At 44.2% G+C, this 16,371-nt stretch carries 12 protein-coding genes; 5 read left to right on the forward strand and 7 right to left on the reverse strand.

Features of this window, described 5'->3' with window-relative positions; genetic code table 11:
- Positions 1-47 precede the first annotated feature (47 nt).
- A complete protein-coding gene (locus IE103_RS04170) occupies positions 48-1,778 on the reverse strand; it encodes a M1 family metallopeptidase (RefSeq protein WP_189344705.1) in 1,731 nt (576 codons plus the stop codon).
- Positions 1,779-2,066: 288 nt separating this feature from the next.
- Between IE103_RS04170 and IE103_RS04175 the strand changes: the two genes are divergently transcribed.
- On the forward strand, positions 2,067-3,812 hold the full coding sequence (locus IE103_RS04175; RefSeq protein ID WP_189344706.1) for a M14 family metallopeptidase: 1,746 nt from the start codon (positions 2,067-2,069) through the stop codon (positions 3,810-3,812).
- A gap of 1 nt (position 3,813) precedes the next feature.
- Positions 3,814-5,592, forward strand: a complete 1,779-nt coding sequence (locus tag IE103_RS04180; protein ID WP_189344707.1) for a M14 family metallopeptidase — start codon at positions 3,814-3,816, stop codon at positions 5,590-5,592.
- A 92-nt stretch (positions 5,593-5,684) separates the two neighbouring features.
- Here the strand turns inward: IE103_RS04180 and IE103_RS04185 are convergent, their stop codons facing one another.
- The 4 genes from IE103_RS04185 to clpS all read right to left on the reverse strand — a co-directional run bounded on the left by IE103_RS04185 (position 5,685) and on the right by clpS (position 12,321).
- A complete protein-coding gene (locus IE103_RS04185; RefSeq protein WP_189344708.1) occupies positions 5,685-8,090 on the reverse strand; it encodes a S9 family peptidase in 2,406 nt (801 codons plus the stop codon).
- A 97-nt stretch (positions 8,091-8,187) separates the two neighbouring features.
- Complete coding sequence (locus IE103_RS04190; RefSeq protein WP_189344709.1) at positions 8,188-9,450, reverse strand: dicarboxylate/amino acid:cation symporter; 1,263 nt, start codon at positions 9,448-9,450, stop codon at positions 8,188-8,190.
- A gap of 265 nt (positions 9,451-9,715) precedes the next feature.
- Positions 9,716-12,016, reverse strand: coding sequence for an ATP-dependent Clp protease ATP-binding subunit ClpA (gene clpA, locus IE103_RS04195; RefSeq protein WP_189344710.1), 2,301 nt, complete (start codon positions 12,014-12,016; stop codon positions 9,716-9,718).
- Complete coding sequence (gene clpS, locus IE103_RS04200; RefSeq protein ID WP_189344711.1) at positions 12,013-12,321, reverse strand: ATP-dependent Clp protease adapter ClpS; 309 nt, start codon at positions 12,319-12,321, stop codon at positions 12,013-12,015. The genes clpA and clpS overlap by 4 nt, the downstream gene beginning before the upstream one ends.
- Positions 12,322-12,732: 411 nt before the next feature.
- On the opposite strand from clpS, the gene IE103_RS04205 reads away from it, so the two are divergent.
- The gene (locus IE103_RS04205) at positions 12,733-12,936 is read left to right on the forward strand and encodes a cold-shock protein (RefSeq protein WP_110257373.1); all 204 of its coding nucleotides are present in this window, start codon (positions 12,733-12,735) and stop codon (positions 12,934-12,936) included.
- Between the two features lie 397 nt (positions 12,937-13,333).
- Here the strand turns inward: IE103_RS04205 and icd are convergent, their stop codons facing one another.
- Positions 13,334-14,587 carry an NADP-dependent isocitrate dehydrogenase gene (icd, locus tag IE103_RS04210; RefSeq protein ID WP_189344712.1) on the reverse strand — a complete coding sequence of 418 codons (1,254 nt, stop codon included), beginning with the start codon at positions 14,585-14,587 and terminating at the stop codon, positions 13,334-13,336.
- A gap of 256 nt (positions 14,588-14,843) precedes the next feature.
- Between icd and IE103_RS04215 the strand changes: the two genes are divergently transcribed.
- Both IE103_RS04215 and IE103_RS04220 read left to right on the forward strand, forming a co-directional pair.
- A complete protein-coding gene (locus IE103_RS04215; protein WP_189344713.1) occupies positions 14,844-15,389 on the forward strand; it encodes a pseudouridine synthase in 546 nt (181 codons plus the stop codon).
- A gap of 98 nt (positions 15,390-15,487) precedes the next feature.
- A complete protein-coding gene (locus IE103_RS04220; protein ID WP_189344714.1) occupies positions 15,488-15,946 on the forward strand; it encodes a DUF192 domain-containing protein in 459 nt (152 codons plus the stop codon).
- Positions 15,947-16,101: 155 nt separating this feature from the next.
- Here the strand turns inward: IE103_RS04220 and rpsT are convergent, their stop codons facing one another.
- Complete coding sequence (rpsT, locus tag IE103_RS04225; RefSeq protein ID WP_189344715.1) at positions 16,102-16,365, reverse strand: 30S ribosomal protein S20; 264 nt, start codon at positions 16,363-16,365, stop codon at positions 16,102-16,104.
- Positions 16,366-16,371 lie beyond the last annotated feature (6 nt).

Consider the following 16,371-nt stretch of genomic DNA (forward strand, 5'->3'; position numbering starts at 1 on the left):
AAGATACTTACTTACCTATTTGCCTACTTAGCTACTTAGCTACTCAGCTACTTTATCGCCCTCGCCAAACGCGCCTTCGCCTGCACATCGGCAATCCAAGCTTCGATTTGCGGTTCATGTCTCAACAGCTTTGCGGCAGGATCAATCGTGAAAGTGGCGTGTACGGGTAGTTGTATTTGCCCCTTTCCCTTTTCCATCGCAACACGCACGATTTTATTATTGACGCTGACTTCAACTGGTAAAGGAAACTCACTACCATCGGACAATTTCCATTCTAGCTTCAACGCATTTCCATCGCGCTTGGACAAAAGTTCTGGCAATGCCGCATGCATCAAATAGCCTTTGAAAAACCAATTCCATTCTTTCTTGGTTATCTGGTTCACGATCTGAATAAACTCTTTGGTCGTTCTGTAACGCGGTGAAAAATTCCCAGGTTTGGGGTCATTGCGACCATAAATCAATAAGCGTACTGCTTTAAAAAATGCGTCGTCACCAATTTGTCCGCGTAAGGTGTGCAAGATATGCGAACCTTTAAAATACACGTCATTGCCCGGACCGTTCGCAACCTCTTTTTCACTCATGGAACGACCAGTTACCATCGGAAATTTATTTACAATGCGCAAACGCTGCTCATGCATTCCGACCTGATAATCACGCTCGCCACGTAAATATTGCAAATACAAAGGTTGCATATATGAGGCAAAACCTTCATGCAACCAAAAATCATCCCAATTCTGGTTGGTCATTTGATTGCCAAACCATTCGTGCGCAAACTCATGATGCAATAACCAATCATATCCATGCGGCGACTTTTTATACTCATTGCCATACGCATTGATCGTCTGATGTTCCATTCCAAGATGCGGTGTTTCGACCACACCCATCTTTTCATCGCCAAAAGGATATGGACCGAATTTGCTTTCAAAGAAATCTAACATTGGCGCAAATTCGCTCATCAGATCTTTGGCTTTTTCTTGATTACCAGGCAAATGCCACATCTTTAAAGCGATTCGATTGCCAAAGCGACTTTGGTAACTATCTTCAAGTAGTTCATACGGTCCCACGTTCATCGCGATTCCATAAGTACTTGGATGCTTAATTTGCCAGTGGTAGGTGCGCCAACCGTCTTTTTCGTCCACCCCCTGCGCAATACCGTTACCAGCAACCACCAATGGCGATGGAACAGTAATGTGTAAGCGCATCAATTTAGGTTTTCCCATCGGGTGGTCAATACAAGGCCAAAACAAATCGCAGCCCTCGCCTTGTACCGCTGAAGCAATCCAAGGTGCGCCGCTCGCAGTTTGACTCCAAACAAAGCCGCCATCCCAAGGAGCACGCTTGGCGATACGTGGCACACCTTGATAACGAATACTTACCTCAGCAATTTCACCTTTCTGCAGAGGTTGGCTAAGATTTAAAAACAAACGTCCTTCTAGATTACTAATCGCTTCGTTTGCTAAGGCTTTACCATTCACACTCACTGACTCGATCCTCAGATTTTTGTCGAGCTCTAACACCAGACGTTTTAATTCTGCATTAGCTTTAAAGCTCAACACCGCATTACCACTGACACTGCGTGTTTGTGGATCAAGCTTCAAACTCAAATCAGCGTTCTCAAACAGCATCGCCAATTGTTCTGGGGTACGTTCCGTTCCTGAACTCATGGTAAATGCGGTCGGCTCAGAAGATGCCGGCAAAGTCGCCTGCGCTTGAGATTGCGCTTGCGCGAGACCACTAAACGCTAAAGTCAGTGCAAAAGATAAAGTAGAAAGTTTCATAGTTAGGAATTAAGTAAGAATCAAATCGGCGTCAAACGGAAATCATCAATGAGAATAACAAGCTAAGCAAACAAACGATATCAGCACTCAGAGCGCATAACGCTTATGCTGCAATAGAAATGTATTAGCTTTAATTAATATATTTAGAGCATAAATGACTTAGTTAAGTTCCACAAGCAAGAAACCGTACAACTAAAAAATTCAAAATTTAAAACATCGTAAGTGTCAGCGTTTGAACTAAATATAAATCAAGATAGTCAAAAGCCCACATTTCCAACGGAGGATGACATGGTAAGACCTTTTAAAAAAACAGCGTTACAACTTGGTATAGGACTTAGTCTTGGATTGGCGACATTAACAGCCACCGCGGCAAATCCAGATTACCGCAATTTCGAAACCATAGAAAAACAAATTCAAGCCTTTGCTCAAAAACATCCGGATCGCATCAAAGTACAAGTAATAGGCAAAAGCTCAGGCGGTGATGCACTGTATTTTGTACAAATTGCGGGAGCCGGCAAGGTCAATCCCAACAAACGCCCTGCACTATTTGTTGGTGCAAATATCGCTGGCTTTCATCATGCTGGTTCTGAAGCCGCTATGCATTTAATCGAGACTTTGGCCACGTCAAAAGAAAAAAAAGTAGAAGACTTGTTGGCTAATCGCACTATTTACGTCGCGCCTGTTTTGAATCCAGATGCGCACAATGCACTGTTCGCCACACCTCGCCAATTACGTGCCGGTGTCGATGGCAAACTCGACCGTGATCTCGATGGTTTAATTGCAGAGGATGGTGCAGATGATTTAGACGGTAATGGCATCATCACGCAAATGCGCATCAAAGATCCAAGTGGCGACATGATGATTGACCCTAAAGATCCTCGACGCATGATTAAGGCTGATACCAGCAAAGGAGAACGCGGTACACATCGCGTTTATATTGAAGGCAAAGATGACGACAAAGATGGCATCTACAATGAGGATGGCATAGGTGGAATTCATCCAGACCGCAACTTCCCTGCGGGCTTTCCAGTCGCGGATACCAGCGCGGGTTCATGGCCAGGCGTTTTATCAGAAAGCAAATCCATCATGGACGCTGTATTGGCACACAAAAATATCGCGATGGCGGTGGTATTTGGTCCAGCAAACCAATTGCTATCAGCCCCAACAGGTTTTGAGCGCATCACACCACCAGGAGCAACACCAGCAGCAGAAGCGAATAAAATCGAAGCAGACGATTTGAAGACGTTAGCAAGCCTCAGTGAAGGATATAAAAAATCCTTAGAACAAGCAGGCTTAGATAGTAAGCGTAGTGCGAAGCAGACTGGCAAAGGAAGCCTCGCAAATTGGCTGTATTTCCACTATGGCGTGCAAACGATCGAACTTGATGTTTGGGGAGCACCAAGCACCAAACCAGCAACACCAGAAAACACAAACAGTGGAGCAAACCCAGCTACTCGCCCTAACGCAAATCCAGCTGCAACAGGCAAACCAGACAGTGAAAAAGATCTGCTCAACTATCTCGCTAGCAATGCACCTGAATCCATCATTGCATGGAAAGCAGTCAAATTACCAAATGGTACAGAAGTAGAAGTCGGTGGAGTTGCGCCATACGCAGAATATGCGCCGACGGCCAAAGTTTTAGAGCCAGCATTAAAGGTACATACCAGCCAAATTCTTGAATGGGGTAGTAAGTTAGCACAACTAGAAATTCTCGAAACCAAAGTCGTCGCACAAGGAAACGATGTATGGAAAATTAGTGCAGTCGGCGGCGTTCAAGGCGAACTACCTACACACAGCAAATTAGCCACTCGGATGCGTAATAAACTTCCAGTTCGATTAGAAATGCGTCCAGGTCAAGGTGTCACTGCCTTAACGCTGAACCGCGCAGCCACCGTCGAACGTTTGGAACCAGCAACCACGATCAAGGGTGAATGGTTGGTCAAAGGTAGTAAAGGCAGCACCGTAGACATTGGCTTGTGGACGAGTCAAGCAGGACAAGCATTGACGACAATTACTTTGGGAAAGGCAAACTGAGATGAAGACCAAACTATCAAACAAAATGCAATTTCAATTGTCTGCCATCAGCCTCGCTTTATTCATGTGTCACTCTAGCTTTGCGGATACGGTAAAGCCGCCGCAACCGCATTTCAATCGTGTTCATCACAACAAAGAAATTGTCGAATACATGAAGGGCTATGCGGCCGCATATCCAAACTTAGTCACACTAAAAAGTATCGGCAAAACTGCCGCTGGCACCGATATGTGGATGTTAACCATCAACAATGAAAAAACCGGTAAAGCTGGCGACAAACCAGCTACTTACGTCGATGGCGCGATTCATGCAAATGAAGCGCAAGCAGCTGACACCGTGCTTTACACAATCGACTATATTTTGAAGAACTACGGCAAGTTAGAAAAAATTACTGAAACTGTCGATCGGTCCACGCTTTACTTTGTACCCTCCGTAAGTCCAGATAGTCGTGCAAAATGGTTTGACGAGCCGTCGACTGCCAGTTATCCACGCTCATCACCATGGCCTTTCGACGATGACCGGGACGGCAAAATAGATGAAGATGGTCCGGTCGATATTAATAAAGACGGTGTGATCACCACTATGCGCAAGAAAGTGCAAATGGGCTTGGGCAACCGTAAATTAGATCCTAAAGATCCTCGCGTGTTACTGCCACTAGAACCAGGTGAACTAGGTGACTACCTGCTACTTGGGCAAGAAGGCATAGACCAAGATGGCGACGGCATGATGGGTGAAGATAGCGTAGGCTACGCCGATCCAAATCGTACCTGGGGCTATGACTGGGCACCACGCTATATTCAAAATGGCGCAACCGATTACCCTTTACAAATTCCAGAGACACGAAGCATTGCAAATTGGGCTCTCGATCACTTAGAAGTATCCAGCGTCATCAGCTTCCATAATTCTGGTCGCATGATTTTACGTGGGCCAGGTTCTCCAACCCAAACTCCCGTGAATGCTGCTGATAATCGCACTTTCGATTTTCTAGGTCGTGAGGGCGAAAAAATGATGCCCGGCTATCGCTACATGATTACTTGGCGTGATTTATACACCGCTTATGGCAGTACGACCGATCACTTCTATGGCATTGTCGGTGCATTTGGATTTGTCCCGGAATTATTCGGTCGCGTAATGGACGATGCTAACATCGTGCGTTTTGACCCGGCACCAAAAGTCGGCGATCCTGTACGTCCACCATCGAACGAGCCAAAAGGCTATGATCAAATGAAATGGAATGACATGCTCACATTTGGACGTCAATTCATTCCATTCAAAGACGCTGAACATCCACAATATGGCAAAGTTGAAGTCGGCGGTTGGCGTCAAAACACCGGACGCATGCCAGAAGGCTGGATGCTAGAAGAAGAAACGCACCGCAACGCGGCTTTCGTTTTACTCAATGCGATGCACGTACCTAAGCTACGATTCTTAGAACCGACAGTCAAGAAAGAAGGACGTAATTTATGGCGGGTAGAATTACCGTTGATCAATGAGCGAGCGATTCCAAGTGTCAGCAATATCGTCATCGCGAACAAATTGCATCGCGTGGATCTAGCTACGGTCAATGGCGGCAAAGTGCTAGCAAGTGGCATCGTACGCAATCCTTACACCAACCAAATTGATCTGCAAGAACACCGTCCTGAACGCTTGATGGTCAATGGCGTGCAAGGGTTTGGCAATACAACGCTGTACTTTTTAGTGGAAAGTAGCGGAGGTGATATCGTCGTTAATTATGACAGTATCAAAGGCGGCAAGTTAAGCCAAAAAGTGGCACTGAGATAATTAAATCAGTTACTAAATATAAGTCGTCAACACTGACATAAAAAAAGCCACCGTGATTTTTTCACGGTGGCTTTTTTAATTCATCTTAAACTCTACTGCCGCCCCTTCACTTCTCTCTCCATCAATTTGAAGATACGACGGTATTCATCCAACCAACTTTCTGGCTCACGGAAACCGTGCGGCTCAATTGGATAAACAGCTAATTCGAAGTTTGGATTTCTCAGTTCTATCAGCTTTTGCACCATGCGAACGCTGTCTTGGAAAAATACATTGTCGTCCAAGATACCAGAACAAATTAACAGTGGACGCTTTAATCCAGCTGCGAATTCTATCGGTGAGCTACGTGCATAAGCATCAGGATCAACGTCTGGCGTATTCAAAATATTCGAGGTATAACCGTGGTTGTAATGCGCCCAATCAGCGACTGGTCGCAACGCCGCACCTGCCGCAAATTTTTCCGATTTAAATAGCGCCATAAACGCCATAAAGCCGCCGTAGGAGCCACCATAAATACCAACACGATTACGGTCTGCATTGGCATTATCTACCAACCAATCAATGCCATCTTCGTAGTCTTCTAACTCTGGCGTGCCCATGCGTTGATAAATCGCGGTGCGCCAGTCGCGGCCATAGCCTGCCGAGGCACGGAAATCCATATCGATAACAACATATCCTTGTTGCACCAACAAATTGTGGAACAACATTTCACGGAAATAATTTGACCATCCATGATGAGCAGCTTGTAAATAACCCGCGCCATGAACAAACATAACAACTGGCTTGCGCTCGCCAGTCTGTGTTTTATTATCACGATAAACTCGAGAGTAAATTGGCGCGGCACCATGTTTAGACGGAACCGCAACGATCTCTGGTTTAATCCAATTAATTTGTGCAAATTCTTTTGAAGTCGAGTCCGTCAAACGAATTGCTTTCGCACCAGGATTTGCAGCTTGCACAAACAAATCTGGTTGGCGTAACGTAGTCGAATGCGTCAATAACAACTTGTCTTCGGTTGGCGCGAGTTCAAACTCCATGCCACCATTCATATCGGTTAAAGCCTCGTCACGCTTACCGTCAGAGGAGACGCGATAAACTTCATGAATTCCCGGATGTTTGCGATTAGCGCGGTAATAAAACCACTTGCCATCATGGGTGGGCTGAACATTGTTGACTTCAAATCGACCGTTTGTCAGAGCAAGTGTTTTACCATCACGCTGCAGATACAAATGACTATAACCAGATTCTTCCGACAAATACCACAGAGCTTTTCCATCGGAACTCCAACCAAACTCATTAAAACTGCCGTCATTTACCCAAGCTTGATCAGTTAAACGGTGCGCTAATTGCCATTGACTCTTGTTCTCGCCCGACAGATTCATGCGCAGAATCCAACGATCTTTATTGTCGGCGCTGAAAAGACTGAACGCAACTTGCTGCCCGATCGGACTCCAACGAATACCACGGAAATTGATATAAACCGCTCTTGGCACGCCTGCTTTCGGTGCTGGCTTAGAAAGACGTTTTGCCGCTTCCGTTTTCAAAGCGAGCAATGGGTCTTCGTTTATGCCAGCTAGTTGATCCAAACTCAGCTTATGTGCTTTTTTTGCTTGCACATCGATCACATAAATTTGTTCATCACTTTCCGCACCAGTGCCCACTTTGCTACGAACATCTTCAATTTTGACGTAGCCATCACTGCTTACGTAATGTGGCATCTTATCGGTACGCCCGTCCTTTCGTGGCGCAGCGGTGCTTACTAGGACATATTGCCCATCTGGTGACAAACTAAAACTACGAAACTCGCGCCCTTTTCCTAAATAAACTGGCGTCGGCGCGCTAGCACTTTGAATTGCCAATTCACGCTGACGCGCTTCGGCAGCCTTTTTATCGCTATCACGTTTTTTAATAATATCGAACAAGCGAGTTTGTTGTGCACTCAAGTAATCGTATGGCTCTTTTTTACTACTTGGATCATCATCGTTCTTGATGTTCACCAACATCGCTTGCTCACCATTTCGCAGATTCATGAGGATAATTTTTCCATCATTGCGAAATGCAAGTTGATCATTTCCAACAAAGCCCAGCAAACCACTTGTTTCACCAGTACGCGTTAATTGTTGGCGTTTACCGTCCTTCAAAATAAACAAATTCCCATTGCGCAACCATGCTGTTGATTGACGATCCGGGCTTATAAATTTTTGTTCGGACTCAGCGACAACCACGTCGGCAGCATCTAATTTTTGCGCCGTTCCACCATTCACACTGATGCGATATAAATCACGAATTTCGGATCCAGATGCCTTGCGCTGAAAATACACATGCTTGCCGTCTTGACTAAAATAAGGACGCTCAGGCGCGATTCCCATCCAATCTGGATGCGCCATAATCTGCTCCATAGTAAGTGGCTTAGTCACTTGTGCATTAGCACTTGGTATGAAACCGAGACTAACGACACTAGCTGCTAATAAAAGCACTACACCATTCTTTTTCATTCTCATTGTTGTTTCCCTCATCGGGTAAGATGGTCAATAAAAAAACGCTGAATCTTAAGCAGAATTCAGCGTTTATTGGACAGGCAAGTTCTAAAAAAATTCCTTATTCAGGTAACTTTTGATTTGCTAAATCCCCTTCTACATGCTGCCCCAATTCGCCCTCCCATTTGGCGACAACTGCCGTTGCCAATCCGTTACCAATCACATTGGTAGCAGAACGTGCCATATCCAAGAAATGATCGACACCCAACAACAATAACAAGCCTGCTTCTGGAATATTAAACTGCGCTAAGGTTGCTGCAATAACGACTAATGAAGCGCGTGGTACGCCAGCCATACCTTTTGAAGTCAACATCAAAATTAACATCATCGTGATTTGAGTACCCAGTGATAATTCGATGCCATACGCCTGTGCAATGAACACGGTCGCAAAGGTGCAATACATCATTGAGCCATCTAAGTTGAAAGAGTAACCAAGCGGTAAAACAAAAGATGCAATACGATTTTTCACACCGAATCGCTCTAATCCTTCTAGTGTCTTAGGAAAGGCCGCTTCTGACGATGCGGTCGAGAATGCCAAAATTGTAGGCATACGCAATTCACGCAACAAACCAACGACACGACCTTTTAAGAATAAATAGCCGATGAAAATTAATACCAACCACAATACCAAGATAGAGAAATAGAACTCCGCCATAAAGACACCATAGGTGCCCAACACAGCTAATCCACTCTTAGCAACCACACCAGAAACCGCAGCAAATACCGCGATAGGAGCAAAATTCATCACATAACCAGTCAATTTCAACATGATGTGTGCAACACCATCAATTGCCTCAATTACCACTTTACTACGTTCACCAACGGCTGCGGCCGCAGTACCAAAGAAGATAGAAAACACCACAATTTGCAAAATTTCATTCTTCGCCATACCGTCAACAATTGATGATGGAATTAAGTGCGTAATAAATTCCTTCATACTCAAATTGCTAGTGGCAATACCAGAAACTGCATCACTCGCTGGCAACATCGCATGCATCGCGTCACCTGGGCGGAAGATATTGACCATCACTAAACCTAAGGTCAATGAAATCAAAGATGCAATGATGAACCAGCCTAATGCTTTACCACCGACACGCCCGACCTCATTTACATCACCCATTTTGGCGATACCAACCACCAGTGTCGCAAACACCAGCGGCGCAATAATCATCTTAATCAAACGCAAAAACATGGTAGTAATTAAGGACATTGCATCGGCGAAATCAGTCGGCTTTGCCATGTGCGCGTTAACGAAATAACCAACGACGATACCAAGTATTAAGCCAAAAATAATGTAGCTAGTAAGGTTGAGGCGTTTTGTCATGTTTTATACGTCCTTATAATATTGAAAGCCTGCACTGATTTTCTATCAACTCCCGCCACGCAAGGTCTTAGGTCGGCGAAAAAATGTGGCTCAGTATACTTGAGGAAGCGAGTACAGACCACTTTTATTGAAATCACATGTAAGAAATTTTTCATTTCCAACATAAGTCAAAATGCAAATGTGTATAACAATCAATTGGGATACGAAAAAAAAACCCAGACCGCAGTCTGGGTTTTTCATCTCATAATTTATTATTGCGCAAAATTTAGTCTATCTCAACCACTTCTTGCGATGCGACAGGTGGCGGCACATCTCCTTCGGGAAATTCGAGCTTGATTTGGTCTTTGTCATCCAAATCCACACTGACTCGACCACCACTTACTAGGCGTCCAAACAAAAGCTCATCCGCCAAAGCTTTACGGATCATGTCTTGAATCAGGCGCGCCATTGGACGAGCGCCCATCAAAGGATCAAATCCTTTTTTCGCCAAGAATTTGCGCAAACTTTCACTAAATATTGCTTCGACTTTCTTCTCGTGCAATTGCTCTTCCAATTGCATTAAGAACTTATCAACGACACGTAAAATAATTTCTTCATCCAATGAGCGGAAACTAATGATTGAATCGAGACGATTACGGAACTCAGGCGTAAACATACGCTTGATATCCGCCATCTCATCACCTGCTTGCTTACTATTATTAAAGCCAATCGATGCTTTTTGCAGACTTTCTGCGCCCGCATTGGTCGTCATAATAATTATCACATTGCGGAAATCTGCTTTACGTCCATTGTTATCCGTCAAGGTACCGTGATCCATCACCTGCAACAAGATATTAAATACGTCTGGATGTGCTTTTTCTATTTCGTCCAACAACAACACGGCATGCGGTTTCTTGGTGATCGCTTCAGTCAATAAACCACCTTGATCAAAACCCACATAACCCGGTGGCGCGCCAATTAAACGACTAACCGCATGACGCTCCATGTATTCAGACATGTCGAAACGGATCAACTCAATACCCAAAGTAAATGCAAGTTGTTTTGCCACTTCGGTTTTACCAACACCGGTTGGACCAGAAAACAAGAAGGAGCCAATTGGTTTATCGGTCTTACCTAATCCAGCACGCGACATTTTTATTGCAGCAGCTAAAGCGTCGATTGCTGGATCTTGACCGAATACGACATTTTTCAAATCGCGATCGATTGTCTGCAATTTGCTACGGTCATCTTGATTCACGGTTTGCGGTGGAATACGGGCGATCTTAGAAATAATGTCCTCGATATCCGCCTTACCAATGGTTTTCTTTTGCTTCGACTTGGGCAAAATTCTTTGCGCCGCACCAGCCTCATCAATCACATCGATCGCTTTATCTGGCAAATGTCGGTCATTTAAGAAACGTGCAGATAACTCCGCTGCTGTCGTCAAGGCTGCGGCAGAATATTTCACATTATGATGTTCTTCAAACTTGGATTTGAGTCCACGCAAAATCTGCACCGTTTGTTCTACGGTTGGCTCGTTGACATCCACCTTTTGGAAACGACGTGCAAGTGCATGATCTTTTTCAAATACGCCTCGATATTCGGTATAAGTTGTCGCACCGATGCATTTCAACTGACCATTTGATAAAGCCGGTTTTAGCAAATTGGATGCATCCATCGTACCGCCCGAAGCAGAACCTGCGCCGATAATGGTATGAATTTCGTCAATAAACAGGATGGCATCTGGTGCATCTTTTAACTGCTTCAAAACACCCTTCAAGCGCAGCTCAAAGTCACCACGGTACTTTGTACCAGCCAACAACGCGCCCATATCAAGTGAGTACACGACTGCCTGACTCAAGATATCAGGAACATCATTCTGTGTGATTCGCCAAGCTAACCCCTCGGCAATCGCTGTTTTTCCTACGCCTGCCTCACCTACTAGCAAAGGATTGTTTTTGCGACGACGGCATAAGATTTGAATGACACGTTCAACCTCGTTATCACGTCCGATCAAGGGATCAATTTTTCCTTCCGCTGCCGCCTTGTTTAAATTCTGCGTGAATTGCTCCAGCGGATTTTCTTTTGCCTGCGCATCTGCCTGTGCATCTTCAGCACCTTCAGGCGATTTCTGCGGTTCGTTGTGGTTGTCTTTGCGCACACCATGCGAGATGAAATTCACCACATCAAGGCGAGTCACGCCTTGTTGATGCAAATAATAAACAGCGTGTGAATCTTTTTCACCGAAGATGGCAACCAAGACGTTCGCGCCTGTTACCTCTTTCTTGCCATTCGAAGCAGATTGAACGTGCATAATCGCACGCTGAATGACGCGCTGGAAGCCCAAAGTCGGTTGCGTATCGACCTCGCCAGTACCTTGTACTGTGGGCGTGTTGTCCGCAATAAAGTTTGCCAAGGTTTTACGCAAGTCTTCAATATTCACCGCACAAGCGCGCATCACCTCTGCTGCGGATGGGTTATCTAATAACGCGAGAAGCAAATGCTCGACTGTAATAAATTCGTAACGAGCCTGCCTAGCCTCAACAAAGGCCATATGCAAACTAACTTCTAATTCTTGCGCAATCATACTTCCTCCATCACACATTGCAGCGGATGCCCCGCATGCTTAGCGTGTGTTAACACTAACTCAACTTTAGTCAACGCGACATCTTTCGTATAAACACCACATACACCACGTCCTTCAACATGCACTTTTAGCATGATCTGCATCGCGGTTTCTTTATCTTTACTAAAGTACTCCTGAATAATCGCGACTACAAACTCCATAGGCGTGTAATCGTCATTCAGAAGCACCACCTGATACATCGAAGGCGGTTTTAATTTCTGCGCCTGTTTTTCGAGTACCGTACTATTTTCATGCTTTATTCCCATACGTCTATTCTAGTACGTTGATCGTGGTCGAAGTCAAAAATCAGACAAATAAAACGACTTCTATTCATTGTAAAGCGCTTGTGACATTCTTGCTTACACTTCAAAATATTTAACGCTTTCGTAGCATTCTTGGACCTATCTCTCGTTCTAAGAGAATTTTCTTCTTGGTGCTTAAATGGAGATCAATAGCGCTAGATCAAGAGCACCACTTTTCAAGTAAAAAAACAACAATGCTACAAGGACAAGCTAATTTTCTTGACTTTACTTTTTTTTCCGCCAAGAATGATATTTATTGATATCTAACTTAAGTTTTTATTATCAATATGAAGTGGGCAGGTTAAGAAAGGTAGCTTTATAGAGTTTTCTTGCTTTTTCGGCTCGTGTGATTAGTTTATATTTGAAAGATGTATTATGGCAACAGGTACCGTAAAATGGTTCAATGACTCCAAGGGCTTTGGTTTTATCACTCCTGATGATGGCGGTGAGGATTTGTTCGCCCACTTCTCCGCGATCCAAATGAACGGCTTCAAGACTTTGAAAGAAGGTCAAAAAGTGTCATTTGAAGTAACACAAGGCCCAAAAGGCAAGCAAGCTTCTAACATCCAAAATCCTTAATTCGATTTTGCAATGTTTTCAAAAACCCGCTGCGGCGGGTTTTTTTATGGGTGTTTGAAATGTATTCGAAACAAAATGAAAGTCTCGGTCTAATTCAAATGAAGAATACTGGCGATTTGTTTCACCAAACTGTCTAATTGAGCCGAACTTCAACCCATCCCCATCCCAACCTTCCCCTTGAAGGGGAAGGAGTTAACAACACAAGTCCGTCTCCAAAATACAAAAAAAGCCGACACAAGGTCGGCTTTTTTTACTAATACTCGACTGCATTTTTAAGCCTCGGAAAATTCAATTATAGGGATGCAGCGCTAGGCGCTTCCCGCAGCAATACACAAGTATTGCGAGGACAAGCAACAACGCGATGTACCCTAGAATTGGACTTAACGACGCTTAAAAATTACATGTTTTCGATCATTACATCACCAAAGCCTGAACAAGACACTTGCGTAGCGCCTTCCATCAAACGGGCGAAGTCATAGGTTACTTTCTTCGCAGTGATCGCTTTTTCTGTAGATGAAATCAACAAGTCAGCAGCTTCAAACCAGCCCATGTGACGCAACATCATTTCCGCGGACAAAATCAATGAACCAGGGTTCACGTAATCTTTACCTGCATACTTCGGTGCTGTACCGTGAGTCGCTTCGAACATCGCGATAGAGTCAGACAAGTTTGCACCTGGAGCAATACCGATACCGCCAACTTGTGCAGCCAAAGCGTCAGAAATGTAATCGCCGTTCAAGTTCAATGTCGCGATAACGCTGTATTCTGCTGGACGCAACAAGATTTGCTGCAAGAATGCGTCAGCGATGGAATCCTTAACGATAATTTCTTTACCTGTTTTTGGATTCTTGAATTTGCACCATGGGCCGCCGTCGATCAATTCAGCGCCGAATTCTTTTTGTGCCAATGCGTATGCCCAATCACGGAAGCCACCTTCGGTGTACTTCATGATGTTACCTTTGTGAACGATAGTCACGGATGGTTTGTCATTGTCGATTGCGTATTGAATCGCTTTACGTACCAAACGCTCTGTACCTTCGATAGAAACGGGTTTTACGCCAATACCAGAAGTTTCTGGGAAGCGGATTTTCTTGACGCCCATTTCTTCTTGCAAGAATTTAATCAATTTCTTAACTTGATCTGTACCTTGCGCAAATTCAACACCTGCGTAGATGTCTTCTGAGTTTTCACGGAAGATCACCATATCGGTTTTTTCTGGCTCACGTACTGGGGATGGCACGCCTTTGAAATAACGCACTGGACGCAAGCAAACATACAAATCTAACTCTTGGCGCAAAGCCACGTTCAAAGAACGGATACCGCCGCCAACTGGTGTAGTCAAAGGACCTTTGATGGAAACAACGTAGTCTTTCAGCGCAGACAAAGTTTCTTCTGGCAACCATACGTCTGGACCGTACACTTTCGTAGATTTTTCACCTGCAAAAATTTCCATCCAGCTGATTTTACGTTTGCCGCCGTAAGCTTTTGCAACCGCTGCATCCACCACCTTGATCATGACTGGGCTAATATCAACGCCAGTACCGTCACCTTCGATGTAAGGAATAATTGGATTTTCTGGAACATTCAATGAGAAGTCAGCATTGACGGTAATTTTTTGGCCTTCTGCCGGTACTTTAATATGTTGATACATCGTTTTCTCCGTAGATACGTGCGATCAAGCGCTACACTACACTTTGCGAATATAGAATCACGCTTTACTGTTAACATGTCTCTATGTCGTACATAAAAGATTTTTCTGGTGCAAACACGCCAAAACTTAAACTCTTATATAAGACAGAAGACCACCATTTCGTATTATGCACTACTATTTTACTTGATGCCATAATTTTGCGACACTCGCAAAACCGCTTTTGGCGTGCATTTTTACCGTTTTACCGATTAGATCAATGAAACTTATCTTATTTAACAAACCGTTTGATGTAATGTGTCAATTTTCACCACATCCGACACGCGCAACTCTAGCGAACTACATCAAAACCCCAAACATCTATCCCGCTGGGCGACTCGATGCCGATAGCGAGGGATTAGTTTTATTAACAGACGACGGCAAACTACAACATAAGATTAGCCACCCTAACTGGAAAGAAGCCAAAACCTACCTAGTTCAAGTTGAGGGCAATGCGAACTCCGAGCAACTGACCCGTCTAGCAAACCCACTCGACTTAGGCGACTTCATCACACTCCCCTGCAAAGCAGTCAAAATTGCGGAACCAGAGTGGATTTGGCCACGCACACCGCCCATTCGTGAACGAGCTAATATACCCACTAGCTGGCTGTGCATCGTCTTATCAGAAGGAAAAAATCGTCAAGTTAGACGGATGACCGCTGCGGTGGGATTGCCCACGTTACGTCTAATTCGTAGTGGCATAGGCGATTACAATCTCGCGACACATCCATTGCTACCTGGCGAAGCGATGGAAATTTCCACCTAAAATTGCATCAGCGTCGCATCAGCAAACAAATAAAGTGAACGAATTTCAAAAATAGTAGTCAGACTGCAAGTCATTTTTACCATGCATTCAAACTATCCATGTCCAATCGTTTCCTTACCAAAGTATTGGTTTTATCTTGCTCTGCGATTTACACACACATCGCTATCGCGACCGAACCAAGCTTAAAACGTCAGCAATTTCAAATTGCAACAAACATAATCGATGCTGAGTTGGCGCTCAATGCCGAAGAGCGTCAACGCGGCTTAATGTTTAGAGAATCACTAGGTGAAAATCAAGGAATGATGTTCCAGTTTGCGCATGCAGACCATTACTGCATGTGGATGAAAAACACTTTAATTCCACTATCAATTGCGTTCATTGATGAGCAAGGCAAAATCATTAACATCGAAGAAATGAAGGCCAATAGCGAGGAAACCACCTGCGCAAAAAACAAAGCACGTTATGCATTAGAAATGAACGCCGGCTGGTACCAACAGCGACATATTAAAGCTGGGCAGTACATTCACGGCTTACCATTAGATACTGACCAACAGTAATGCAAAGAAAACGAGTAATTTCCAGAAGAATACGTTCTTAATACTTCAGAAAAGACAAAAACCGCAATAAAAATTGCGGTTTTTTATTTTTTTAAGCTAACTACAAAGTAACTAACTTATTTTTTGCACCAATAAATCAGTGCAAATCAAAACAATTAAGCCAATGCTTTCAAAGCAGAAGCTAAACGGCTCTTATGACGAGCTGCCTTGTTTTTGTGAATGATTTTTTTGTCAGCAATGCTATCGATCTTAGAAACTGAGTTCTGAAAGATCACTGCAGCAGCAGCTTTGTCACCCGCTTCGATTGCCTTACGAACAGCTTTGATTGCTGTGCGCAATGCAGAACGTTGACTAGAGTTGTGTGCATTTTGTTTAACTGCTTGACGAGCACGTTTGCGTGCTTGTGCGGTATTTGCCATGAGATT

Source organism: Affinundibacterium macrobrachii (assembly GCF_014652415.1).
In the GTDB taxonomy this organism is placed as follows: Bacteria; Pseudomonadota; Gammaproteobacteria; order Burkholderiales; family Burkholderiaceae_D; genus Undibacterium; species Undibacterium macrobrachii.